The following is a 24,918-nucleotide window of genomic DNA, read 5'->3' as shown; positions in this document are numbered from 1 at the left end:
CACCTTAGAGCTTGATCTGGATAGACGAAGGGTCCACGCCTACGAGCGCGGCAAGTTGGGGAAGAGCCACGCTGAGCGCGTCCTCCACGCTGCCCTCAAAGGTAAACCCGGCGGCAGCGACATGTCCTCCCCCGCCAAAACTGGCGGCGACACCGGAGACGTCTATGTCCCCCTTAGAGCGAAGGTTGCCACGGATGCGACCGGGTTCGAACTCCTTCAGAAACAGGCACACCTCAACACCTTGTACGGAGCGCACAACGTCAACGAGGCCGTCGCACTCGTCTTGGCTCACGCGGCGCCGCGCAATATCCTCCACGCGCGCGTAACTGTAGGCAACACGCCCGTCTGCAACCGTTTTGATGCGCCCCATCACGAGCGATTCAAGGCGGAGGTATTCGATGCGCTGGCTCTGGTAGACCTCGAGCGAGATCTTGGCGGGATCCGCCCCGCACGAAACAAGGTGCGCCGCAACGGCAAATGCCACAGGGTCGGCGTTCTGGTACTGGAAGCGCCCCGTGTCGGTGACGATACCGCATAGAAGCGCGGTCGCCATACCGGGGTCGACCTCGATCTGGCAGAAGGCCAGGAACTTATCGATTAGCACCGCTGTCGCTGCGCACTTAACGTGCCTAGCCACCACCTCGGCAAATTCATGACGGCACGGATGATGGTCGAACGCAACAACATGATGTGCGCGCTGGGCGACCGCCGCGGCATCGGCCAAGCGGTCCAGCACCGGGCAGTCAACCGCAATAAAGAGGTCGGGGTCGACCGTATAGGACACGGCGCTCTTGAGCTCGTCTGCGCCCGAGAGGAACCGATAGATACGAGGGACGGGCGCGTCATCCGCCAGAAGGAAAGCAATCTCCTTCTCGGGATAGCGCGAACGCAACGCAAGGCCTAAACCCAAGACCGACCCCAGGGCATCACCGTCAGGCGAGGTGTGCCCCGAGATCGCAATGGTATGAGAGCCGTCAATAAGCTCGGCGATACGAGAAAACGGCTCACTAAGGTCGCACGCGTCCTCACGCGGAGGTTCAGCGAGCATCATCGTCCTCCTCAACGTCGGATGTATCGGGCTCAATGGGATAGCCCTCCTCATCCTTCTCGACGGCGAGCGTCTCGGGCACGTTCTCAAGCGCACGTGCGATACGCTCCGCCTCGTCAGTAGAGCGGTCGATACGAAACTCAAGCTCCGGCGTCACGCGCCAATCAAGTGAGCGCGCGAGCAGGCTCCTGATGCGCCCGCGGGCGGCGTCGAGCGCCTCCATGACCTCCTCGTAGCGCTCACCTTCGCAGGATACGAAGATGCGCGCGAACGAGCGATCCTGGGCAACCTCGACGCCGGTCAGAGTAATGAGGTCGAGCCGCGGGTCGGAGATCTCGAAGAGCAGGATGTAACCGAGCTTCTCACGCAGCTGTGCGGAGAGGCGCCGTGTCAAGCTGTTCTGCTTCACGTCCAGTCGCCTCCCCTACTCGGTGCGGGCAACCTCGACGACCTTGTAAGCCTCGAGAACGTCGCCCACCTTGATGTCCTGGAACTTCTCGATACCCAAACCGCACTCGTAGCCGGACTTGACGGTCTTGACGTCGTCCTTGAAACGGCGCATGGAACCAAAGACACCATCGAAGACCACAACGCCGTCGCGCACGACGCGCACCTTGTCGTCGCGACTGATCTCGCCTTCGGTGACCATGCAGCCCGCGATGAGGCCGGCCTTGGGAACGCGGAAGGTCTCGCGGACCTCGGCCTCGCCCGTACGGACCTCTTCCTCGGTGGGCTTGAGCATACCGATACGCGCGGCATCGATGTCCTCGATCGCCTTGTAGATGATCGAGTAGGTCTTGATCTGCACGTTCTCGCGCTCGGCGAGGTCGCGGGCCTTTGCCTGCGGACGCACGCCAAAGCCGACGATGATCGCGTTCGAGGCCGCGGCGAGGATGACGTCGGTCTCGGAGATGGCGCCGACGGCGGAGTGGATGATGTTGATGCGCACCTCGGACTGGTCCATCTTGCCGAGCGCATCGGCGAGCGCCTCGATGGAGCCCTGGACGTCTGCCTTGACGACGAGGTTAAGCTCCTTGAGCTCGCCCTGGTTCATCTCGTCGAACAGCGTCTCGAGCGTGACGTGCTTGACCTTGTTCTGCTCTTCGATGCGGGCCTTGAGGGAGCGCTCGTCAGCAAGCTTCTTGGCGTCGCGCTCGTCCTCAAAGACGCGGAACTCGTCACCGGCAACGGGCACAGAGTCGAGGCCGAGGATCTCGACGGCGTCGGAAGGACGCGCCTCGTCTTTGTTCTGACCGTGTTGGTCGAGCATGGCGCGGACGCGGCCGAAGCACATGCCGGCGACAATGGCATCGCCCACATGGAGCGTGCCGCGGTTGACGATGACCGTCGCAACCGGGCCGCGGCCGCGATCGAGCTTGCCCTCGAGGATATAGCCGGAGGCAAACGTATCCGGGTTGGCCTTGAGCTCGAGAACATCAGCCTGAAGCAAAATCGTCTCAAGCAGGTCATCAATACCCTCGCGCGTCTTGGCGGAGACGTTCACGAACATGTTCTGGCCACCCCACTCCTCGGGGATGACACCATGCTCGACGAGCTCCTGACGCACGCGGTCAGGGTTGGCGTCGGGCTTATCGCACTTGTTGACGGCAACGACAATGGGGACACCGGCAGCCTTGGAGTGGTTGATGGCCTCGACCGTCTGCGGCATGACACCGTCGTCGGCAGCGACCACGAGCACGACGACGTCGGTCACCTTAGCACCGCGGGCACGCATGGCGGTAAACGCCTCGTGACCCGGGGTGTCGACGAAGGTAATCTGACGGCCGCCGATCATGATCTCAGAAGCGCCGATGTGCTGGGTGATGCCGCCCGCCTCATGCGCGGCAACGCCAGTATGGCGGATGGCGTCGAGAAGGCTCGTCTTACCGTGGTCGACGTGGCCCATGACGGTGACCACGGGCGGACGCGGCTTGAGGTCCGCCGGATCATCGTAGAACGTGAAGGAGTTCTCCTCCTCCGGGCTGATAATCTTGATCTGACGGCCAAGGTCGTCGGCAACGAGTTCAACAAGGTCGTTGGACATGGACTGGGTCATCGTGAGCGGCGTACCGAGCAGGAACAGACGCTTGATGATGTCGTTGGCCGGAACATCAAGGGCCTCGGCAAGCTCCGCGACCGTCACGCCCTCAGAGACGCGCACGGCGTCGAGCTCCTCAACAGAGATGCCCTGAGCCTTTGCCTGCTCGATCTTCTGCTCCTCAGCAGCGCGGGCGGCCTCGCGCTCACGCTTCTCCTTGCGCTTCTTACGGCGACCGGTGGACTCGCGGGAAGCCTCCTCGACAGCGGCGCGGGCCTCCTCAAGCACGCGCTCGCGGCTGTACTCCTCAGCCTCACGCGCCATACGGCTGTAGCGGTCCTCCTCGGCAACATGGCCACCGCGGCGACGCTTGCCCTTACCCGCCTTATCCGGCGAGGGAACGTCCATGCCAGCGGGAACAGAGGGAGCAGACGCATTGCGACGGTGCGCGGTCGGAGCGGCGTCACGCGGCGCACTATCGCGCTTGGCACCGCGACGCTCGCCACGGCGACCACCGCGCTCGGCATCGTCGGCCTTCTTGGCGCTCTCCGTCTCCTTGCGCTCCTTCAGGACCTCCTCCTGAGCAGCGATCTGGTCAAGAAGCGAGCGGAAGCGCTGGCCGGAGTCACTCGCCGGGACCGCGCGACGCTTGGCCTCAAGCTCTGCCTCGCGCGCCTCGCGCTCGGCACGCTCGCGAGCCTCCTTCTCAGCAGCAGCGGCGGCGGCACGCGCGGCCTCCTCCGCGGCGGCAGCGGCAAGAGAGAGACGGCGCTCCTCCTCGCGGCGCGCCTCGGCGGCCAGACGGGCCTCCTCCTCCTTGGCGAGGCGCTCGCGCTCCTCAGCCTCGGCGGCCTCCTCCTCGGCCTTGCGCGCAGCCTCAATCTCGGCAGCGCGCGCCTCGAGCACGGGCGCAAGCTTCTTGCGCACCATGGAGACGTACGCATCCTCCAGGGCCGAAGACGGGGTCTTGGCCGGGATCTTCATATCTTCAAGGTAGCCGAGCAGCTCCTTGGAGGTCATTCCAAATTCTTTGGCGAGGCTTGAGACGCGAATCTTAGCCATACCCTTCACCTACCTCTCGTGCGCACGGGCGCACCACAGCGAAAACCAATCAAACGCGGGGCAGCGGTCGACGCGAAGGCGCCGGAGCCGCATCGCGCGCTAGATCAGGTCCTCCGCAGCGTCGATAGCGTCCTGCTCGTGAACTCCGCAGAAGCGGGAGCCGGGTCGAGCCTGGTTGCGGCAGCGGATGCCGTCCTCGCTCACATACTGGCAGCGCGCGGGCTCAGCGTCGTCAAGGAGGTCCTCCTCCGGCTCCGGACGCGCGGGGATGTTCCGCAGGATGTCGGCGGCGAGCGTCTCGCTCTTGATGTCGATGTGCCAGCCGGTCAGGCGCGCGGCGAGGCGGGCGTTCTGACCCTCCTTGCCGATGGCGAGCGACAGCTGATCATCGGGAACAATCACGCCAGCGTAATTCTTCTCCTCGTCAATGAGGACGCGAGTGACCTTCGCAGGCGAAAGGGCGTTAGCAACGTAGCGCGCAGGATCGCCGTCCCAAAGGATGACGTCGACACGCTCACCGCGCAGCTCGGAGACGACGGCGCGCACGCGGCTGCCCTTGGGGCCAACGCAGGCGCCCACCGGGTCGAGGCGGGAATCAAGCGAGCGGACAGCCACCTTGGAGCGCTGGCCGGGCTCGCGGGCGACGCTCATGACCTCGACGGTGCCCTCGTAGACCTCAGGCACCTCGTTCTCAAAGAGACGACGGATGAGCATGGGGTGCGTGCGTGAGATGACGATGGGCGGACGGGAGTGCTCGCCACGAACCGGCGCCACGGTGTTGTTGGGATCGCGCACGTCGATGATAACGGCCTTGATGCGCTGGTTGTGCAGATAGCGCTCGCCCGCCGGGCGCTCGTTGCGCTCGGTGGGGTTGCCGTCCTCATCGTGGTAGCGGCGCTGGTCAAAGTGCGGCAGCTCCGCCTCAACACCCTCGCGAATCTTCACGATGGTGAAGTCGGGCGTGGACTGCAGCACAGTACCGGTGATGATGTCGCCTATGCGGTCGGAGAACTCCTCATAGATCTGCTCGCGCGCGGAGTTGCGCACGATGGCGTTGATCTCGTCCTTGGCGTGCTTGGCGGCGATGCGGCTCGTGTCCTTGGGCGTAACGTCGCGCTTCTCAAACTCGGCGTACTCGTCGGTCTCCTCGTTATAGGAGCTCTCGACGGGCACGAGCTCGTAAACGTAGACCTTGCCGGTAGCGCGGTCGATGGTGACCTCGGCGCCAAACGGCAGGTGCAGGATGTCGGTATAGCTCTTAGCGAGCGACTCCTCCAGGCGGTCGATCAGGTAAAGCTGGTCGATGTGCTTCTCCTGGCAGAGCTCCATGAGCGCTTCCATCATCTGGGATGCCATGTTAGTTCTTCCCTTCCTTCTTGCCCTTGAAGTCGTAGACCGGCTTTAAGGTGCACTTCTTAACCTCGTCATAGGAGATGCTGACGGACTCGCCGTCCTCGAGCGCAAGCGTCACGGCGCTTTCATCTGCAGCGTCGATGCGGCCCTTGAACTTGCGACGACCCTCGGTCGCCGTGGTCTGGAGCTCAACGTCGCTGCCGACAAAGCGGATGAAGTCGCTCGGGCGGCGCAGCGGGCGCGCCATACCGGGGCTCGAGACCTCGAGCGTGTAGCTGCTGCTCACCGGGTCGATGGCCTCGACAACGTCGCCCACCCACTTGGTGTGAGCGGCAATATCGTCAAGCGAGAGGGACTCACCACTAGCCCCCTCAAGACGCACGCGCACGCAGGGCGCTTTGGTAGCGCCGGCAAGCTCGACATCGACGATGTCGACCCCGTGCTCTGCGGCAACGTCCTCGAGCGCATCGATGATGCGCTGCTCAGTCGCGCTCTTGACCAAAAGGCACCTCCTCATACAAGAAGGGAACAGGGCCGAAGCCCCGCTCCCTTCTCAACTACAACATCAATTACCAGCTACAGAGCTTATCACAAGCTCAACCAGGTGTAAAACCGCAGATTTCTCCACGATTCCCACACGCTGGGGCAACGGCAAATTGAGTATCCGCCTACTTGGTGACGATGTTCACCAGTTTGCCGGGGACAACGATGATCTTGGCGACCGTCTTGCCCTCGACCCACTTCTCCACTGCCTCGAGCGCGGCACGCTCGATGTCGTCTTTCGTAGCGCTGACGGGCACCTGGATGCGACCGCGAACCTTGCCAAGCACCTGCACCGCGATCTCAACCGTGTCGCTCGCAGCCTCTGCGAGGTCAAACTCGGGCCACGGGGCGGTGTAGACGCTCCCCTCGTTGCCGAGGGCCTCATGCCAAAGCTCGTCCGCCCAGAAGGGGCAGATAGGAGCAAGCGCGCTCACAATATCGGTCGCAACAAGACGGCAGAGGGCCGCATCACGCGCGGTGGGATCGGACTCTGTGGCGTTCAGGTAGGTGCTCGCAGCGTTCACAAGCTCCATGACAGCGGAGATGGCTGTGTTGAACTGCTGACGGTCAAAATCCTCGGTGCACTTGGCAAGGGTACGGTGACGCTCGCGGTAGAGCTTCTTCGCATCCTCACCGAGCGCGCCCTTGGTAAGGACGGACTCTGCGCTACCGGAGTTCGCAAGCTGCCAGACGATGCGCCAAGCACGGCGGATGAATCGGTTGGCACCGGCGACGGCGTCCTCATCCCAGTCAAAGTCCTTCTCGGGCGGGGCGATGAAGAGGATCGCCAGGCGCATCGTGTCCGCACCGAAGGGCTCGATTACCGAGCTCGGCGGAACGACGTTGCCCTTGGACTTAGACATGGTGTCACCGTTCTCGTCCTTCACCATGCCCTGGCAGAGCAGGTTCGTGAAGGGCTCATCTACATCCAGAAGACCGAGGTCACGAAGCGCCTTAGTGAAGAAGCGCGAATAGAGCAGGTGAAGAATAGCGTGCTCGATGCCGCCGATGTAGTTGTCGACGGGCATCCAGCGGTCCGCCGCCTCGCGGCTGAACGGCAGATTCTCGTTGTGCGGATCGCAATAGCGCAGATAGTACCAGCTGGAGCACGTAAAGGTGTCCATGGTGTCTGTCTCGCGGCGAGCGGGGCGACCGCAGACAGGGCACGTCGTCTCATAGAACTCGCGGCACTCTGCAAGCGTCTCGCCCGCGCCGAGGTCGAGGTTCTGCGGGAGTGTGACCGGCAGCTGGTCCTCGGGGACGGGCACGATGCCGCAGTGCTCGCAGTGCACGGCGGGAATGGGGTTGCCCCAATAGCGCTGGCGTGAGATGAGCCAGTCGCGCAGACGGAACTGTACGCTGCGGCGCCCGGCGCCGGCGGCCTCGAGGTCGGCGACGATGGCAGCCTCGCCCTCGGAGTGCTTGCCGCCGCGCATGCCGGTGTACTTGCCGGACTGCACGAGCGTTCCCTCGGCAATGTGCGCCTCGTTCCAGTCGACGGTCTCGGCATGATAGGTGTCGATGGACTCCCCCGCTTCCTCGAGAGCGGCGCGCTCGTCATCCATAAGGATGATGGGGACGATAGGAAGGTTGTACTTACGAGCGAACTCAAAGTCGCGCTGGTCGCCACAGGGAACGGCCATAACGGCGCCCGTACCGTAATCGGAAACCACGTAGTCAGCAACCCAGACGGGCACTTTCTCGCCGTTGACGGGGTTCACTACATACCGGCCGGTGAAGGCACCGTGCTTCTCGAGGTTGCCCTGCGCGCGCTCGACGGCAGAGACCTTCTCTGCACCCGCGATGACCGCGCGCACGTCCGCCTCCCACTCCGTACCGGCGACGAGGTCGATAAGCCCCTCGTACTCAGGCGCAAGCAAGAAGAAGGTGCAACCAAAGAGCGTGTCCGCACGCGTGGTAAAGACGGTGATCTTAGTGTCAGTGGGCCCGCCCTCAGCATCGCACAGCGTAAAGTCAATCTCGGCACCCTCAGAGCGACCGATCCAGTTCGCCTGCATCTGCTTCACGCGCTCGGGCCAGCCGGGGAGCTTCTCAAGGTCATCGAGCAGCTCCTGGGCATAGTCGGTGATCTTGAAGTACCACTGCTCAAGATCGCGCTTCTCGGGCTCAGAACCGCAGCGCCAGCACTTGCCCTCGGTCACCTGCTCGTTGGCAAGAACGGTCTTGCACGTTGGGCACCAATTGACCGGGCTCTTCTTGCGGTAAACAAGACCGCGCTCCCAGAGCTTCTCGAAAATCCACTGACCCCAACGGTAATAATCGGCATCGCACGTCTTGACCAAGCGGTCCATGTCGTAGGAGAAGCCCATGCGCTTCATGGTCGCAAGCGCCTGGTCCATGTTCTTGTAGGTCCATTCGGCAGCCTGCGTGTTGTGCTTGATGGCGGCGTTCTCCGCCGGAAGACCGAAGGCGTCGAAGCCAATGGGATGCAGCACGTCAAAACCGCGCATGCGCGCTTGACGCGCCATGGCGTCACCGATGGTGTAGTTGCGGGCATGTCCCATATGCAGGTCGCCCGAGGGGTACGGGAACATCTCGAGAACGTACTTCTTGGGCTTGGAGGGGTCGGTGTCCACGGCAAAGAGATTTGCCTCATCCCAGGCGCGCATCCATTTTGCCTCGATGGCCTGCGCATCGTAGGCGGGGATCTCACCGGGCTCGTGCTTGTGGTCGGCACAGTCACACATGTGCTTGCTCCTTTATCTATCTGCGTGGGCAGCGAGAATCTCGCCTAGCCTGAAAAATCAGCTGGCAGCGCAACCATTGTTCAAGACAATCAAGAACAATGAAACAACGCCCCACGCACAAGCGGTAACGTTCCTGATTCTAGCAAATCAATTGCTCATAGCGCCCTAAAAGGCACAGGGAAACGAAAAGCGCCCTTAGCCGCGCTCAACCGAGAGAATGGTATTGACGTTAGCTATCTCTATCTCGTTCAGCGGTGTGCGCATGCTGTCAAACTCCTCGGCCGAATACCGAGGCTCATACCAAGATTTCCCCTCAAAGTACCGCTGTAGATAGGAGTCACCGAACATGCGCCCATGCCGAGCGAAAATCTCATTACGGGCTATGAACAAATCATCCTTGGAGTAGCCAGAAAGCTCTGCAGCAGTATACCGATGAGTGTCACTATCGGGCAGCATCCACTCACCCGAGTCCTGCGCCACCTCTCCCTCAGAAGGAATGAGTGCGTGATAAGACATGGAAGCTCCGCCAGAATATCCGCTCGACTTCTTAAGATCGATGCGAACCGTGCGGTCAGCTGTTACGGTATCGGTATTGGCAGAGTACACAAGCTGACATGAGCCAGTCGAAGGGTCGAACGTAAAACCTGAGATAGCAACATCTGCCTCACCGTCCTCGGCATCACGTTCCACAACCGAAACGCTATCGGCAGAAAGCTCCGGAAGCGGAGACCCATCGGGCATTGAAAGGGCAAGATTGGCAGAGACCTCAGGGAACGAACCATCGGAAAGGGAAAGGAACTGCATCGAAATGCGAGGAAGCTGCTCGATTCGGCCGCGCTCCTCATCTGCGAGACGCTCCTCGGCGCGAGCAGCAATATCCGCATCAATGTGGGCAACAACGGCACTCGCACCGATTGCGAAACCGCCAGTGATTATCACAAGGGCAACGCAGGTCCCAATCGCAACGGAAGCCCCCTGATGTCCAGAGCACCAAACGCGCGTGCGTCTCAAAGCAACTTTACTCTTTTCAAAGACAGCCGATGCGGAGGCCTTTGCTTGTTCCACAACCGACCCCTGCGGCGCGACCTCCTCACTATCAGAGCCGGCCTCGTCCTGCCCGCTCTGCTCAGAAGCATCCGCAAACTCCCCGCTGTCAGCGATCGGATCTTCTGAATGGTCAGCGATCGGCTCTTTAGAGGTAGCAGCAAGCTCGTCTTCAAGAGAGGCGGCCTTATCCTCGGCTTCCTCCTTATCGAGAGCCTCCCCATCGCCAGATGGACCAGTGCCATCGTGAGAGCCTTCGTCATCAGAAGGCGTCTCATCGCCATCGCTTTCAGACGATTCTGCTTTCCGTAAAGGCTCGGGTTGCTCATTCACGTGGTCGTCATCAGAATCAACTGGAAGGGAACCGGCATCCTCGAGCTCGGCAACATCAAGGTCCTTAGGATCTTTCTGCCCCTCGTGGTCCACGCCCATCATCCTTCCCGCAACTCAGGGACAAAACCCGTATTTCATGAGTATACGTGGAATTGATGTGGATTTGCTCGTCATTTTTGTGTTTGAACAATAGGTTGAACACAACAGAGGAGTCCAGCTCAGCATTTCTTCCCGATCTTTCGAATTGTCGCAGGTATCACTGCCAATCCTGCGCTAAAAAGTATGAGCGCGATTGCAATCGGCCAGGCCTCCCCATCTCCGGTAGCAGGAAGATCATCGGCGTGGGAAACCCCCGAACCACTCTCTGCTTCCTGCTCACGCCCATGCGTCCCAGAAGCGCTGACTTCCCCGTCCGGTTGGGTCAGGTTATCACCATAACCAGCTTCACCAGCCTCTTCACCGGCATCTTCACCTGGCTCTTCAATAGGCTCGTTTGGATCCGGCGCAGTATCGTCGTCAACCGAGCCGCCGGATCCGCCCGACCCTCCATCTTCACCGAGCTCGCCCTTAGCAAACGATACCGTGAGACCGTAATACGCGACATCACCGTTCTCGGCCACAACATCGAATGTCCAGGCCCTACCCTCATCATCGCTCTCAAGGTTCTCGACTTTTGATGTAGGGTCGCTTAGCTCAATCATGATGTCGGCCTGTGAGGGTGGCGTGGCATCGCTCGGAAGCTCGACCTCAAACTCATCCTCAGTAAGCCTGTTCGCCAGAATACGTTGCACCGTAACGTTCGTAACGGCGGTATCTCCTGAAGGCGGAGTGATTATGCTCGTTCCACCCGCCCCGGAAGCAGAAGCATCCTCTGAGATCATTGACCCCGTCGGCGTAGCCCGCTCGGTCCCCTGCCGAAGAACATCATCGTTCATCGTAATTCCCTTTGCCGCCAGGAGCTCTGCCGCCTGCTTGCCTCCGTTCGCGTTGAGGTGCACCGTGCTCGCATCGAATACCGTATGATCGGCACTGCAGACCGCATAGACATGTGGCACCGCACCGTTCTCTGAGGAGACCTCGATATTCACGGTGCTGTCGCTGAATATGCAGGAACCGTCGCTGAGCAACCCGTTCGTTCCTCTTAAAGAGAGCATCCCGCTCGACGCATCTCCCTCAGGCGGGAGGGGATCATCGATTGTGATATTCACCTTAGACTGCTGGATGAGTATCTGTCCCGCAAGGTCTGAGGGAGAGTAATCAGTCGCATACAGCGCAGCAATACCGTCGGTCATCTGAATAGCAAAGGTTGAGTTTCGAACCAAAAGCCAACCAGAGGTGCTCAGCAGCCACCAGCGCGGAGCGTCGAAGGAATATCCGTTGAGAACGGACTCCCCTGCCGTGAGCGACGCTCTCTCAAACACCAGATTGGCATCGGAGAATATTGCGGCCTCGCGCCCGGTGAGGGTAATGGCGATGTCATGAATGGTGGTGGCTCCCATCATGTGGCAGATGGACCCGTATGAATTAACCTGAGTTTTGCCCGGCGGCCAGCTGGAGGCAAGCGTGAGCGACGCAGTCGCTGCCCCCTTAGCAGGGCCGATGTCGAGCGTAGAGGTCTCCTGGTAGGTGGAGTTTGCGTCAAAGGCGACAGAGCGCTCGCCGCTCGAAGGATCCTCGCTCGCTCCGGTCACGATTGTGCATGGACCGTCAACCTCTATTGAGCTATTCTCGGGCAATACAAATCCACTTCCCGAAAACCACAGGTCACAGTTGTGTAGAGAGAGCACCCGCGAGGTCCCATCCCAATGCCAACCTTCGCCTTGCGCAACCCCATCCTCCTGGGAGAGGTCGATTGGGGCGAGAACCGCGCCTACCCCTGCGCTCTCCGCCCCCAGTCCTTCCGCGCGCACCGGAGTGAGAGATGTGATACCGCTCACAAGGAAGAAGAAAAGAAGAACGGTGAGGATGTGAATCCGGCGCAACACGTAGGGCTCCTTTCGCAAGACGCCGCACTAAGGCGGCGCGGGTGTGGCCCTATCTTGCGCTCACCTTGAAAGATCCACCTCGGCGTTTGAGAAATCTAAGGCCCTCTTAGACGACTTTTGCGAATCTTAACGAAGCTGCGCAGCAGACATAACGCAAAGGGCCGGCGCGCTTGATGCGCACCGGCCCAAAGGAAGCCATCGTATGACAGGGCTCGTACGGTTATAGCTTACTGGTAGCTCACCGTCTGGTGGTTGCGATCCTTCACGACGACGTCGTGCGCACCGCCCTCGACAATGGAAGTGGATGAGACGAGTGTCAGGCGAGCCTTCTGCTGCAGCTCCTTGATGCTCTTAGCACCGCAGTTGCACATCGTGGACTTGATCTTGTAGAGCGTAGCGTTGACGCCCTCCTTAAGCGAGCCCGCGTAGGGAACGTAGGAGTCGACGCCCTCCTCGAAGGCGAGCTTGCTCGCACCGCCGAGGTCGTAGCGCTGCCAGTTGCGGGCACGAGCGGAACCCTCGCCCCAGTACTCCTTCATGTACTGGCCGTTAACGTTGACGCGAGAGGTCGGGCTCTCGTCAAAGCGGGCAAAGTAACGGCCGAGCATCATGAAGTCGGCACCCATGGCGAGCGCAAGCGTCATGTGGTAGTCGTAAACGATGCCACCATCGGAGCACACGGGCACGTAGATGCCGGTCTCCTCAAAATACTCGTCACGCGCACGGCACACGTCGATAAGCGCCGTGGCCTGACCGCGGCCGATGCCCTTGGTCTCACGCGTGATGCAGATGGAGCCACCGCCGATACCGACCTTGATGAAGTCGGCACCGCAGTCGGCGAGGAAGCGGAAGCCGTCGGCGTCGACCACGTTGCCGGCACCAACCTTGACAGAGTCACCATAGTTCTCGCGGATCCAGTCGATGGTGAGCTTCTGCCACTCGCTGAAGCCCTCGGAGGAGTCGATGCAGAGCACGTCGGCGCCCGCCTCGATAAGCAGCGGCACGCGCTCGGCGTAGTCGCGCGTGTTGATGCCAGCGCCGACCATGTAACGCTTGTTGGCGTCGAGCATCTCGTTGGGGTTGGACTTGTGCGAATCGTAGTCCTTGCGGAAGACGATGCCCACGAGGCAGTCATCGTCATCGACCACGGGGAGGGCGTTCAACTTGTTGTCCCAGATGACGTCGTTGGCGCGCTTGAGCGTGATGTCTTTATCGCCCACGATGAGTTTCTCGCGCGGGGTCATGAAGGTCTTGACCTTGGCGTTGTGGTCGTCGCGGCTGGGACGATAGTCGCGGCTTGTGACGATACCCAGAAGCTTGCCGTGCGGGGTACCGTCGGCGGTGACAGGCATGGTGGAGTGACCGGTCTTCTCCTTAAGATCCATGACCTCTGCCATCGTCATATCAGGCGTAAGGGTGGAATCGGAGACAACGAAACCTGCCTTGTAGTCCTTGACCGCCTTGACCATGGCGGCCTCCTGCTCGGGCGTCTGCGAGCCGTAGATGAAGGCCATACCGCCCTCGGTAGCAAGCGCAATGCCCATCTGCTCGCCGGAAACCGACTGCATAATCGAGGAGACCATGGGGATGTTAAGGGAGATTGCCGACTCCTCGCCGCGGCGGAAACGCACGAGCGGGGTCTTCAGCGAGACGTTTGCCGGGATGTGCTCATGAGACGAGTAGCCAGGCACCAACAGGTACTCGGAAAACGTATGCGACTCGCCGGGGAAGAACATTGCCATGGGTACTCCTTCTCATGTAGGGCGTCGTTGCGCCCGTGCTCAGCGGCTCCGGCGCGCCCGACGCGATTGCGTGGACAAACCGCCCGGCAAGGCGGTTCTCGGTGGGGTATTGTAGCGCATGCGAGGCTGATACAATCAGGTGCAAAGACACAAGAACACGAAGTCAACGCGTTGGAGGAAACATGGAGGTTCGCGCACATGCCCGATTGGTTATCCAAGGGCAAGACGAGACCCTGCCTGGCGCGTTTGGACCGGGCTGCGTCCAGCTCCTCGAGGGCATCGACCGAGAGAAATCGCTCAACCGCGCAGCAAAGGCACTTGGCATGGCGTACTCCAAGGCATGGCGCATCGTCAACGAGGCCGAGGCCCAGCTGGGCTGCCCCCTTATTGAGCGCAACGGCGCCAAGGGATCCACGTTGACTGATGATGGGCGACGCGTGTTGGACGCCTACCTGACGCTCCAAGAGGAAATCGACGCCCTTGTTTCGCACAGAACGCCCGAATTGTTCTTCTGATGCTCCGCTCATCGCGGAAATGGGCATCAAATTGCCACCTCGGCGATAAGAGGGCCCCGTTGGCTACGTGCGACATGCGCTTTTCCAGGCTGTCGGCGGCACCTATGCGGCGCAATTCAAATTTGATGCCCAGAAACGTATCAAACTTACCCACGACCTACGCAATGGCGCGAATTGTCGAAGTTTAACCCACGATGCATCGACAATTCGCAATTACAGCTGGTTCATGTTCGAGAAGACCATAACGAATAGCCTCGTTTTGAAGCCGAGCGCTCTAGCGAGATCGCGGGCAATCACGGACGCAAGATCGCTTAAGCAAGCTAGTTAATGGCCACGGGTAGAACATCTTCTCACGTTTGCTTGGGATTCTGCGGCATAGCAACCTCTTCGCCGGCCTTAAGGAAAGAAGTGTTTCTCATAATCTTTTTTTGTGACGTACATCTGCGACATCCTGGACAGCAAGAATTACCTTCACATCGTCTATATATTTTAAAAAAATAATTAGTACCCTGATGTTGTTCACAGATAACATTGCTCTGACGCGGGTCTTACGTGATGCCCCTCCCGCGGAGTCAGTGATTGCTGCCCAAGCCTTCGAAATCTGGAATAGACGCCATTATGTTTTGAACGATGAAAAAGGTAAATGACCAACCTCAAACCAAACGCTGACTGAGTCGAATGAGGCGTCCCACATGTATGGTGGAAAACGGCAGCGCACAGCCCTTCATATGGAACAATCCTCATCCAATCCACGGAAGAAACCGTATAAGGTGTCGTCATGAAGACGCTGTGTGACATATCTGCTCTGCGGTATCACCGTATGCCGCCCGTGATCCACGAGGTAATCGACGAACGCCTTGACCAAGCGCTTGGCCCCGGCAACTGGTCCTTCGAGGGTGTGGCCGAACTCCTTGGACTCCCCAAGCAGCCGGTTCATCTGCTTTGCACCAATCAAGCTGCGCGACGACACACCGTCCACCAGAAGACGCAACTTATCAGCGCTGCGCTGCCGTTCGGAAGCAGATGGGATTTTGGCTCTTACTCGTCTGTAACTTCGCCTGCTTTGACATTGTTCACGCTCGCATCGCACCTGTCCGTCGTCCAACTGGCCATGCTCATGCATGAGTTCTGCGGAAACTTCAGCGTCTATAGACCCACAAAACAGGAGCGTGCATACCTCCAGGAGCTTTGCAGTCAGGAAGCCTCTGGTGATCATGGAGGCTGGAAGCCAGTTCTTGATGCAAACGGCAAGATCACGGACCTGTGGCAGCGCCCTGCGATTTCGAACATCAACGAGCTTGAGAAACTCGCAAACGACCTTGCCCGCGCCAAAGGGCGCGCAACATTTATCCAAGCGTTGCGGCTGACCAGAGAAGGGGCGGCCTCTCCTTTTGAGGCACGCACCGGCATACGGTTAAGCACGCCTAGGCGCCTTGGAGGCGAAGGGCTTAGCGACCTGACATTCAACGCACGCATTGAGCTGACAGATCAAGCGCAGCTCGTCGCAGGGCAAGCAAAAGCTTATATAGACATCGTGCTACGCAATCCCGCCTCGGGAGATGAGGTAGGCATAGAATGCCAGAGCAAACTCATCCACGATCGTGAGGAAAAGGCCATCGCAGACGCTAACCGCATCACGGCTTTGCAATCGATGGGCCACACCATCGTGCAGCTGTCCTACAGAAACCTCGAAGACCAAGCCGCTTTTGAAAGCGTGCTTTCTTTCATCTTCAAGAAGCTGAAAATCAATCGCATCCCAAAAAGCCCATCGCTTCTTAGGAAAGAACGACAGCTATGCTATGAGCTCTTTGAGAATGGAGGCGCAATCGATTGGTAGCTCGCACCAAAAATGGGCATCAAAATGAAAACTGCTTTCCTAATCCGGAAACTTGCGCATGAATATGTGCTCGTATTCACTAGAAAACATGAGCCTGCTCAGCCGAATCATAATTTGATGCCCATTTCACGCGTGAGATCCTTATAGAGGCTGTTACGACAGGAACGCACGGAGACCGATGATGATGAGGACGATTCCGCCTGCAATCTCAGCGCGCGGACCAAAGTGCGCACCAAGCTTACGTCCAACCAGCAGCATCGCGACGCAGCAGATAAACGTCATGACACCAATCGCCCCGCCGTAAAGAGCGATATTTGCCCCACTAGCAGCAAGGGACACACCAACGATGAAGGCATCGATTGAAGTGGCAATAGCCTCGAAGAAAATCGTAGGGTACGACAGGCGCGTCGTGGGGCACTCCTCGGGCTCGCGAAGCTCCCCTTCTGCCTCGACGATCATCTTGCCGCCCACAAAGGCAAGAATCACAAGGGAAACGATACCCGCATACGCCTCAATAAGTGGGGCTACGAGCGTGCCTCCAAAGAATCCAGCGATGGGCATGGCCATCTGAAACAGGGCGAACATGATAGGCATGGCAAGTTTCTTGCCGCGCGACATATCGGGCTCGCATAAAGAATTTGACAGCGTGACGGCCATTGCGTCCATAGCGAGAGCCACGCCCAAAGCAAGCGCCTCTACGAGGTTGGCGAAATCAAACGTTCCCAAAACATCCTCCCCGATGCTTACTGAAAGGAACATATTTGTGATTGTGTGGTCTACCCCTTTGAACGGCACCCATAGTAGTGCCGCTCACCAAAAAACGTTTTCTATAGAGGCGAGATTACAAGGGCTCGGGTGGATTGCAGAAGAGGCGAAGCGCCTGATCGAGACTGTCGGCAACATAGAGAGGGTCATCGGTACCAGCGAAGATGCGCAGATAGCTGACATCACGCATCGTGACCACACTCATGCGCGTCGCGCAGCCGCCCGCACGCTTGGAGCGATTCGCAACAGGACACATCTCGAGGAAGCGGCGGTTGCGCTCGTCTGCGGTTTCATCCGCGGAACCCGTCAGACAGAAGTCCACGGCAGGACCGAAGCCATGCTCGAGCACCGTTGAGGCAAGACCGCAATCGGGATGGGTCTTGAGCCCGGGATACGCCACGCGCCCGATACGCGGGTGGCAGCGCAGGTACTCGGCGATAGCGCGCGCGTTATCGAAATGGCGCTGCATGCGCTCCGGTAGCGTAGCAATTCCCTCCTGGAGAACGAGGAGTTCATGCTCTGGAAGAAGGTCGGACGCGCTCGGTGAGGCAGGGTCGCCGAGACCGAAGGCGAGCAGGCGATAGGCATCCTCCGCCTCGGGCCGCACGATACGATGGCGCCCGCGTCCGGAGAGCGATCGGGCAACGGAAACGGCGACGAGCTTTTGCCCGAGACGCCCCGCGCCAACACGGTCGAGAGCCTCGAGCGCAATGGTCGCGCCGAGAGAAAGAGGCTTGCAGCCAAAGGCAGAGGCGACCGTGTTATCCACAATAAGCAAGGCGCCACAAGCCGCAGCGGCGCGCGAAAGCTCCCTCAAGTCAGGCACACGAAGGCCAATGCCGCCAATTGAGCCGACAAACCAGAAGGTGCGATTGGACGTCCTGCCAGCAGGATAAGCGTAGGAAGCCGGCGAGCCGGTAACGGCAAGCTGCGCGCTCCCCCATCCAATGGGAGCTTCCTCATCTTGAGCGCCCCAACCGGAGGCGGCGAGGAAGGCATCGGGCGCGGGATCAGCAATAAGCTGCACATCCTTACCAGGGAACTTGGACTCAAAGGAATCGGCAAAATCATCGGAGAAGGCAACGAGACGGTCCTCGGGACCAAGAAGACCAATCTTGGCTATGACATCGACCGTATGGGCGGCGGGAACGAGCCAGGTGGCACGCGCCCCCTGCAACTCCGCGAACCGATCCGCAAGCGCGGTCTGCGACACAGCCATGGTCTCCCCTCTCGTAGGCAACTTGTAAAAGTATACGGGAAAATGCGCCGCATGCATGGGCAAGCGGCGCATTGCAACCGTAATTTGTCGTGGGTGGGACACGTGAGGTCAAGTGCTGCTATCAGTCAAGATCCTCGCCATTTGAGCTGAATGCTTGCCTGAACCACGCGAAGCTCTTTTTGGGCATGCGCTTGAGATGGTCCGCACCCTGAGCAGCGTAATCGACATAGACCGCCCCATAGCGCTTCTCTATGTCGCCGCTGGATGAAGGGATGTCGATAAGACCCCAGCCGAGATACCCGATGACCTCTGCCCCATCGAGCTCGACGGAGTCCTTCAGAGCTTGGATATGGTCCCTATGGTAGGAGATACGGTAATCGTCCGCGATGGCGGAGCCGTCCTCGGGCAGCTTCTCGCGCCAACCGATACCGTTCTCGAGCGAGAACACCGGCAGGCCGCAGCGCTCCCAAATCACGGTGATGGCACGCCGATAGCCGGTCGCATCGATGTTCCAACCCCACTCGTTCGCCTCAACATGAGGGTTCTTGCAGCCGCCAACCCAACCGAGCGCACAAGCCGGCACATCATCAGAAAGGTTACCGGCCGATACACAGGACGATTGGTAGTAGCTGATAGCAGAGAAGTCGTTGCGCATGCACCCGATTTGAGCGATCTCCTCGGCACTCATGTCTAGCGTGATACCGCGATGGCGCAGATAGGCAGTGTAGTACGACGGATAGGCTCCGCGAGCGCAGGTGTCGAGCACAATCCAACTACCAAACCGTTCTGCCTGAGTCGCAGCCAGGACATCCGCAGGCGCGGGCGTTGCCGGATAGACCGGCGTGAAGGCGCACATGCCGCCGATCTTGCAATCGGGGTAGTTCCCATGCAGGTAATTCACCACGCGCGCGTGGGCGACCATGACGTTGTGCGCAATCTGGTACACCTCGGCCTCGTGCTCGGGTGCGGTAGGATCCGCGGGCACGGGTGCGCCGGCGATGTCGAACGCCATCGGAAGGCCGTAGAGGTTCTGCTCGTTGAACGTAATCCACCATTTCACCTTGGGCGCAAGGGCGTCGATCACGACCTTCGCGTAGTCCACAAAGGCATCCACCACATGCTTGGAAGCAAACCCGTGATACTTCTCGGCGAGCGCAAGCGGCATATCAAAGTGATAGAGGCACACCATGGGTGCGATGCCGTTGGCGAGAAGGTCGTCGGCAAGGTTTTCGTAATATAGAAGCCCCTCTTGGTTCACCTCGCCCTCACCCTCGGGCATGATGCGCGACCATGAGGTCTGAAAACGCAGGCAGTTCATGCCCATCTCCGCCATGAGCTCGTTGTCCTCGCGAAAGCGATGGTAGCCGTCGATAGCCTCCTCCCAGGCACCGGGCTTGTGCTCGTAGACGCTCGGCCCCTTACCGCCCTCATGCTGAGCGCCGTCGTACTGCATGCTGGAGACGGAGTTCCCCCAGAGAAAACCCTTTGGCAGCGACACGGTCATCTCCCCTTTCTGGAGCATATGGAAAAAGCGGGCATCGCCATGATGCCCGCTCCTGCACGTTCCTATAACTATATGGCGACACGGGCCGCCAAACGGTGCGACCGGTTACTACCGGCGCTCGGCGATTTCGGCCTTTACGTCGGCAATGAAGTCGTCGAGCTCGCGTGCGTGCGTCTCGTTCGAGCGGTCGCGCACCGAGATGTTGCCGGCCTCGACCTCCTGCTCGCCGATGATAAGCATGTACGGCGGGCGGTCGATGTTGCGCGCCTCGCGAATCTTGTAGCCGATCTTCTCGTCGCGTTCGTCGAGCACGGCGCGAATGCCGGCAGCCTCGAGCTTCTCGGTAACGGAGCGAGCGTAATCGCGGCTCTTCTCGGAGACGGGCAGCACCTTCACCTGGCAGGGCGCGAGCCAGGTGGGGAACTTGCCCTCGAAGTGCTCGATCAGGATGCCGATGAACCGCTCGATAGAGCCAAAGCACACGCGATGAAGCATGATGGGGCGGCGCTTCTCGCCGTCGGCGTCGGTGTACTCGAGATCGAAGTTGAGCGGCATCTGGAAGTCGAGCTGGACCGTACCGCACTGCCAGGTGCGACCGAGCGAGTCCTCCAGATGGAAGTCGATCTTGGGGCCGTAGAAGGCACCGTCACCCTCGTTCACCACGTAATCCTTACCCAAGCGGTCCAGTGCCTCGCGAAGGCCTGCCTCAGCGCGCTCCCAATCCTCGTCGGAACCCATGGAGTCCTCAGGACGGGTGGAGAGCTCGAGGTGGTAGGTGAAGCCGAACTTCTGGTACACGGAGTCGATCAGATTCACCACACCCACGATCTCGTCGGTAAGTTGGTCAGGACGGACAAACAGATGGGCGTCGTCCTGGTTGAAGCAGCGCACGCGGAAAAGACCGTGGAGCGCGCCGCGCATCTCATGACGGTGGACAAGGCCGATCTCGCCAGCGCGAATGGGCAGCTCGCGGTAGCTGTGCGGGCGGCTCTTGTAGACGAGCACACCGCCCGGGCAGTTCATGGGCTTGATGCAGTACTCCTCGTCGTCGATGACAGTCGAGTACATGTTGTCCTTGTAGTGGTCCCAGTGACCAGAGGTCTCCCACAGATGCTTGCTCATGATCTGCGGCGTCGAGATCTCCACATAGCCGGCATCGTGGTGAATCTCACGCCAGTAGCTCAGAAGCTCGTTCTTCAAGATCATGCCGTTGGGCAGGAAGAACGGGAAGCCGGGCGCCTCGTCACGCATCATGAAGATGTCCATCTCGCGACCGATCTTGCGGTGATCGCGCTTCTTGGCCTCCTCGATGAGGCGCAGATGCTCGTCGAGCTCGTCCTTGGTGGCAAACGCGGTGCCGTTCACGCGGGTGAGCATCTTGTTGGCCTTGTCGCCCTTCCAATAGGCGCCGGAGACGCCGGTGAGCTTGAAGGCCTTGAGCGCCTTGGTGTAGGTGAGGTGCGGGCCAACGCACATGTCGATGTACTCACCCTGCTGGTAGAAGGTGATGCGAGCGTCCGCGTCGAGGTCGCCGATGTGCTCAACCTTATACTTCTCGCCGCGCTCCTCCATAAGCGCAATGGCCTCTGCACGCGGCAGTTCGAAGACGGTGAACTTGAGATTCTCCTTAACGATCTTCTTCATCTCCGCCTCAATCGCGGGGAAATCGTCCTCAGAAATCTTCTGTCCTTCGGGAAGGTCGATATCGTAATAGAAGCCGTTGTCGGTGGCCGGACCGTAAGCAAAGTCAGCCTCGGGATAGAGGCGCTTGATAGCCTGGGCCATGATGTGCGCAGCGGAGTGGCGGATAACGTGCGTTACCTCGTCAGCCGGGCACTCGTCCACATGACCGTCGTTGTAGAGAACCTTCATGATGCGCTCCTTAAGCGAGTTGATGAATAACGTGCTGACAGAACAAGAAAAACGCCCGGGGCCCTCTTGCGAGGGCCCACGAGCGCAAGGCAGCACGCAACGGTGCCGGATGTGCCGGCAGAGAGTCGCGCGCTATTGGATGTGCGTTCGGCAGTAAGGGCAGACCTTCCAGTGCGCCTCGAGGGGCTTGTGGCAGCTCGGGCAGACATTACGGACCTGCGTGTTGCAAACCGGGCAGACGACAAAGTCGCGCTCGATGGGGGTCCCGCAGTTGGGGCAGGTGCCGTAGTGCGAGAGCTGACGCTCGCGCAGGGCCATGTCGAGCTCCTGCTCCTCACGATCCGCCAGGTAGGTGTGCGGACGCAGCGCGAGGTAAGCGATAAGGCCGATGAACGGGATGAGCGAGACGATGCCCCACGCCCAGAACGCCTGAATGCCACGACGGCGCGCGTCAACGAACACGTAGATGACGGAAAGCACGTACAGAGCGGCGATGAAGGCGACGAACAGATAAATCGCCATCATGAGCTCGGGCGTGAGAAGCTCAGAGAGGATCGACATGGATGAAAACCTTTCGTCAAGGCGGATATCGGGCTCATTGTATACCAAACGAGCAGACAACCCCACCAGACACGCCAACTGCATAGAAGCCTGTTAACATATTACCGGGCGAGCACGTCCTCGTCAGCGACGGCGAGGTCCTCTCCCCGGGCGAAGTCGAAGCTCGTAATCTTGCCTGTTAGCAAGGCGCGTATAGGCGGTAAGCGCAAGCCAAAGACCCGTTGCCACCATATAGAGGCACACGATGCCTCCCGTTGCGCCCTCGGCAAGGTTGCGCGTAAAGATGGCCGGCAGATCGTCCCACACGATATGGGAGATGATGACGGTCTGCAGCGCAAAAATCGAGACAAGGGCGCTCGCCAGATTGAATAGGCGCACACCCGTGATGGCGAGGACGTTGAGCCGCCGCGAGCGAATGAGATTCACAACAGCAAGAACGATGGAAACGAGGGCGTAAGCGGCGTAGGCATATATAAGTAATCCGGGGTAGGTTCTACCAAAGCCCTGGAGCACAAGGTTCGCAATGATGCCAGAAAACGCGAGCGTTATGACCACAAGGGTAACGCCTGCCCTGCCGCATCTGGTAAGCGAAGTCCTACTCTCCGTCCGCCCGTCCGCCGCTACGCTCATGAGCGCACCCGACGCAAGATAAGATTTTCCAGAGTTAAGCGTCGCGACCACAACACCCACCGAGAACGTCCAGGGAGAGCGTGTGAGAAGGCCGACAATGATGTTGACGAGTGCAAAGGCAACATGGACGCTACCGAACACGAGGTCGAGCGCCATCGCGCGAACGCGGTCGTCCTCAACCAGGCTACGCGGCACCACCGACCCCACAACCGAGCGGACGCGTGAGATCCGTCTAAAGGTGACCGAAGTTGCCTCGGGCGTTACGGGAACACCGGCGGCAGCACGCAGCACACGAGACACACGCCCCGTGAGGCGCCGTCGCATGCGGGCGCAGACACGGCCCTGTGTCTCGACGATAACCCGCACACCGCACCTCCCCGCCAGAGGGGCAACCAGATACCCTCATGATACCCGGCAATACTAGGTACGTTCAGGAAGCTCCTCAGCGAGGTGAAGCGAACTCGTCGTTAGGCTGTGCGACCGCCTGCCCCGTGCGATAGACGTCGTTGCGCAGCAGACGGTAGGCAGTCGCTGCAAGCGGAACGCCAACGAACATACCGAGAATGCCAAACGCTCCCCCGCCGACGGTAACCGCTGCAAGCACCCAGATTCCCGGCAGCTGGATGGACGAACCGACAACGTGCGGATAGATAAGGTCGCCCTCGAGCTGCTGCAGCACGATGATAAAGACGAGGAATACGAGCGCTTGAATGGGAGACTCCATAAGGATGAGGAAAGCGCCGATGACGCCCGAGAGAAGGGCACCGACGATCGGGATGAGCGCCATGAACGCGGTGAGGGCGCCGATCATCCAAGGATGCGGAAGGCCGAGCACGAGCATGCCGAGGGCACAGAGGACGCCGAGAATTGCCGCCTCGGCACACTGTCCCACCAGAAAACGGTGAAAGCAATCGTCCGCGACAGCGATCACATAGCGAAGCCGGGCAAGCGCATGGCCAGGCAGGTAGCGCTCCAGTACGAGATTAGCCTGACGGGAAAGCCGGTCCTTGCTGAGCAGGACGAAAAGGGCGAACACAAACGCAAGAACGAAGTTTGCCGTGCCGCTCGCGATGCCAGCAACCAGGTCCACAACTCCCGACATGATGACCGATGCGGCGCTACCCACACCTGTCTTCCAATCGAAGGCCTCGAGCGAGTCACCGATCGCATCTATGGTTTCCGGTGTGAGTATGCCGGTGTCCTCAAGCCATCGACCAAAGGACGTCAGCGCAACGGGCAGCTCATCGACAAGAAGACGAACGCAATCGATAAGCTGCGGCACAACGATTACCACTACGGCAGCGATAATCCCCACAAGAGAGGCGATAGCGGCAACAAGACTCACAATCGGCCTAAGGCGCAGAACAAGAGGTTGACCATCCTGAGGAAACAGGTGGCGCTCGTAAAAACTCATAAGGATGTTGAGAGGATATGCGAGAACGAACCCAAGAATAATGGGGACCAGCGAAGATAGGGCCACACGAATAACGCCCTCTATAGCCGGCCAGTAATAGATGCCGAGATACACCGCAAAGGCGGCCATCGCGATAGCGGCTATAGTCTTTGTCGAAGGTTGGCCCTGTTGCATAAAACTACCCCTGAGTGCGCAAGCGCTGGCGAGCACCAAGTCGATATGATGCCGCTAGCTTACCCCAAAGGGATACTCGCTAGTACGCTTCTGGATTTCAAGGTACAAGCAGCCTTAATCCCCTATTTCTCGAAGCAGTTCAGCTGGATCAATTTTAAATAGATGCGCTAGTTTGACGAGATTAGATGTCGAGGGTTCAGATTTGCCCTGCTCCCACTTGCTTACGGCCTGTCTGCTAACGCCGACATGTTGCGCCACGAACTCCTGCGTCATACGACAACGCTCGCGATGGCTCTTAAGCACTTCGCCCAAAGATCGCCGAACTGCAACCGATACCGGGTCCTTTGCCGCTCGCTCGTTCCTAAGTAACCAACGGATGGCAAGGACGGCAGCAACGATGAACAAAATGAGCGGCACCACATTAAACAACACGAAGGTAAGAAGAATAATGAACTCAGCACCAGATGGAAACAACATGGGACACCTCCGATCATCCGTTAGGACTTAAGGCAATTGTACGGTACGGCTCCGGTTGCTTCGACCAACTAGCGCGCAACGTTGGGTTGCTTTA

Annotated in this window: 19 protein-coding genes; 2 read left to right on the top strand and 17 right to left on the bottom strand. The window is 59.6% G+C overall.

All coding sequences use genetic code 11. The features are described from left to right. Positions 1–4: 4 nt before the first annotated feature. The 9 genes from B5F89_RS01800 to B5F89_RS01760 form a co-directional block, all read right to left on the bottom strand. Positions 5–1,048 carry a DHH family phosphoesterase gene (locus tag B5F89_RS01800; RefSeq protein ID WP_204230548.1) on the bottom strand — a complete coding sequence of 348 codons (1,044 nt, stop codon included), beginning with the start codon at positions 1,046–1,048 and terminating at the stop codon, positions 5–7. Further along, complete coding sequence (rbfA, locus tag B5F89_RS01795) at positions 1,038–1,457, bottom strand: 30S ribosome-binding factor RbfA (RefSeq protein WP_087430072.1); 420 nt, start codon at positions 1,455–1,457, stop codon at positions 1,038–1,040. Before rbfA ends, B5F89_RS01800 begins: the two co-directional genes overlap by 11 nt. A 15-nt stretch (positions 1,458–1,472) precedes the next feature. Continuing rightward, positions 1,473–4,148, bottom strand: coding sequence for a translation initiation factor IF-2 (gene infB / locus B5F89_RS01790; RefSeq protein ID WP_087430071.1), 2,676 nt, complete (start codon positions 4,146–4,148; stop codon positions 1,473–1,475). Positions 4,149–4,247: 99 nt separating this feature from the next. Beyond that, entirely contained in the window at positions 4,248–5,504 is a 1,257-nt protein-coding gene (gene nusA / locus B5F89_RS01785; protein ID WP_087430070.1) for a transcription termination factor NusA, read from the bottom strand. 1 nt (position 5,505) lies between these two features. Next, positions 5,506–6,003 carry a ribosome maturation factor RimP gene (gene rimP, locus B5F89_RS01780; protein WP_087430069.1) on the bottom strand — a complete coding sequence of 166 codons (498 nt, stop codon included), beginning with the start codon at positions 6,001–6,003 and terminating at the stop codon, positions 5,506–5,508. A 166-nt stretch (positions 6,004–6,169) separates the two neighbouring features. Then, positions 6,170–8,752 (bottom strand): leucine--tRNA ligase, encoded by a 2,583-nt coding sequence (leuS, locus tag B5F89_RS01775; RefSeq protein WP_087430068.1) that lies wholly within the window; start codon positions 8,750–8,752, stop codon positions 6,170–6,172. A gap of 195 nt (positions 8,753–8,947) precedes the next feature. After that, positions 8,948–10,222, bottom strand: coding sequence for a YARHG domain-containing protein (locus B5F89_RS10085; protein ID WP_204230547.1), 1,275 nt, complete (start codon positions 10,220–10,222; stop codon positions 8,948–8,950). A 125-nt stretch (positions 10,223–10,347) separates the two neighbouring features. Further along, a complete protein-coding gene (locus B5F89_RS01765) occupies positions 10,348–12,114 on the bottom strand; it encodes a hypothetical protein (RefSeq protein WP_087430067.1) in 1,767 nt (588 codons plus the stop codon). A gap of 227 nt (positions 12,115–12,341) precedes the next feature. After that, complete coding sequence (locus B5F89_RS01760) at positions 12,342–13,856, bottom strand: IMP dehydrogenase (RefSeq protein WP_087430066.1); 1,515 nt, start codon at positions 13,854–13,856, stop codon at positions 12,342–12,344. 182 nt (positions 13,857–14,038) lie between these two features. Between B5F89_RS01760 and B5F89_RS01755 the strand changes: the two genes are divergently transcribed. Both B5F89_RS01755 and B5F89_RS01750 read left to right on the top strand, forming a co-directional pair. Next, positions 14,039–14,371, top strand: a complete 333-nt coding sequence (locus B5F89_RS01755; RefSeq protein ID WP_087430065.1) for a LysR family transcriptional regulator — start codon at positions 14,039–14,041, stop codon at positions 14,369–14,371. A gap of 778 nt (positions 14,372–15,149) precedes the next feature. Further along, complete coding sequence (locus tag B5F89_RS01750; RefSeq protein WP_087430064.1) at positions 15,150–16,208, top strand: hypothetical protein; 1,059 nt, start codon at positions 15,150–15,152, stop codon at positions 16,206–16,208. A 153-nt stretch (positions 16,209–16,361) separates the two neighbouring features. Here the strand turns inward: B5F89_RS01750 and B5F89_RS01745 are convergent, their stop codons facing one another. The 8 genes from B5F89_RS01745 to B5F89_RS01710 form a co-directional block, all read right to left on the bottom strand. Beyond that, positions 16,362–16,934 carry a manganese efflux pump MntP family protein gene (locus B5F89_RS01745; protein WP_239286628.1) on the bottom strand — a complete coding sequence of 191 codons (573 nt, stop codon included), beginning with the start codon at positions 16,932–16,934 and terminating at the stop codon, positions 16,362–16,364. A 115-nt stretch (positions 16,935–17,049) separates the two neighbouring features. Next, positions 17,050–18,192 carry a PLP-dependent transferase gene (locus tag B5F89_RS01740; protein ID WP_158098391.1) on the bottom strand — a complete coding sequence of 381 codons (1,143 nt, stop codon included), beginning with the start codon at positions 18,190–18,192 and terminating at the stop codon, positions 17,050–17,052. A gap of 121 nt (positions 18,193–18,313) precedes the next feature. Next, a complete protein-coding gene (locus tag B5F89_RS01735; RefSeq protein ID WP_204230546.1) occupies positions 18,314–19,690 on the bottom strand; it encodes a glycoside hydrolase family 1 protein in 1,377 nt (458 codons plus the stop codon). Positions 19,691–19,804: 114 nt separating this feature from the next. Continuing rightward, entirely contained in the window at positions 19,805–21,568 is a 1,764-nt protein-coding gene (thrS, locus tag B5F89_RS01730; RefSeq protein WP_087430060.1) for a threonine--tRNA ligase, read from the bottom strand. 132 nt (positions 21,569–21,700) lie between these two features. Then, entirely contained in the window at positions 21,701–22,129 is a 429-nt protein-coding gene (locus B5F89_RS01725) for a zinc ribbon domain-containing protein (RefSeq protein ID WP_087430059.1), read from the bottom strand. Between the two features lie 123 nt (positions 22,130–22,252). Continuing rightward, positions 22,253–23,125 carry a hypothetical protein gene (locus B5F89_RS01720; RefSeq protein WP_087430058.1) on the bottom strand — a complete coding sequence of 291 codons (873 nt, stop codon included), beginning with the start codon at positions 23,123–23,125 and terminating at the stop codon, positions 22,253–22,255. A 76-nt stretch (positions 23,126–23,201) separates the two neighbouring features. Continuing rightward, on the bottom strand, positions 23,202–24,302 hold the full coding sequence (locus B5F89_RS01715) for an AI-2E family transporter (RefSeq protein ID WP_239286636.1): 1,101 nt from the start codon (positions 24,300–24,302) through the stop codon (positions 23,202–23,204). Positions 24,303–24,461: 159 nt separating this feature from the next. Beyond that, positions 24,462–24,824 (bottom strand): helix-turn-helix transcriptional regulator, encoded by a 363-nt coding sequence (locus B5F89_RS01710; protein ID WP_087430056.1) that lies wholly within the window; start codon positions 24,822–24,824, stop codon positions 24,462–24,464. Positions 24,825–24,918: the final 94 nt, after the last annotated feature.

It is taken from the genome of Collinsella sp. An307 (genome assembly GCF_002161805.1).
Classification (GTDB): domain Bacteria; phylum Actinomycetota; class Coriobacteriia; order Coriobacteriales; family Coriobacteriaceae; genus Coprousia.
Note: the sequence above shows the minus strand (reverse complement) of the source record. Positions and strands in the feature narration are given on the sequence as shown.

Coding starts and splice junctions, on each gene's coding strand:
- B5F89_RS01800 (WP_204230548.1), bottom strand. CDS start 1,048: ATGCTCGCTGAACCTCCGCGTGAGGACGCGTGCGACCTTAGTGAGCCG.
- B5F89_RS01725 (WP_087430059.1), bottom strand. CDS start 22,129: ATGTCGATCCTCTCTGAGCTTCTCACGCCCGAGCTCATGATGGCGATT.
- B5F89_RS01740 (WP_158098391.1), bottom strand. CDS start 18,192: ATGGCTGTGTCGCAGACCGCGCTTGCGGATCGGTTCGCGGAGTTGCAG.
- thrS (WP_087430060.1), bottom strand. CDS start 21,568: ATGAAGGTTCTCTACAACGACGGTCATGTGGACGAGTGCCCGGCTGAC.
- B5F89_RS01710 (WP_087430056.1), bottom strand. CDS start 24,824: ATGTTGTTTCCATCTGGTGCTGAGTTCATTATTCTTCTTACCTTCGTG.
- B5F89_RS01715 (WP_239286636.1), bottom strand. CDS start 24,302: ATGGCCGCCTTTGCGGTGTATCTCGGCATCTATTACTGGCCGGCTATA.
- B5F89_RS01750 (WP_087430064.1), top strand. CDS start 15,150: ATGAAGACGCTGTGTGACATATCTGCTCTGCGGTATCACCGTATGCCG.
- B5F89_RS01755 (WP_087430065.1), top strand. CDS start 14,039: ATGGAGGTTCGCGCACATGCCCGATTGGTTATCCAAGGGCAAGACGAG.
- B5F89_RS01760 (WP_087430066.1), bottom strand. CDS start 13,856: ATGGCAATGTTCTTCCCCGGCGAGTCGCATACGTTTTCCGAGTACCTG.
- infB (WP_087430071.1), bottom strand. CDS start 4,148: ATGGCTAAGATTCGCGTCTCAAGCCTCGCCAAAGAATTTGGAATGACC.
- leuS (WP_087430068.1), bottom strand. CDS start 8,752: ATGTGTGACTGTGCCGACCACAAGCACGAGCCCGGTGAGATCCCCGCC.
- nusA (WP_087430070.1), bottom strand. CDS start 5,504: ATGGCATCCCAGATGATGGAAGCGCTCATGGAGCTCTGCCAGGAGAAG.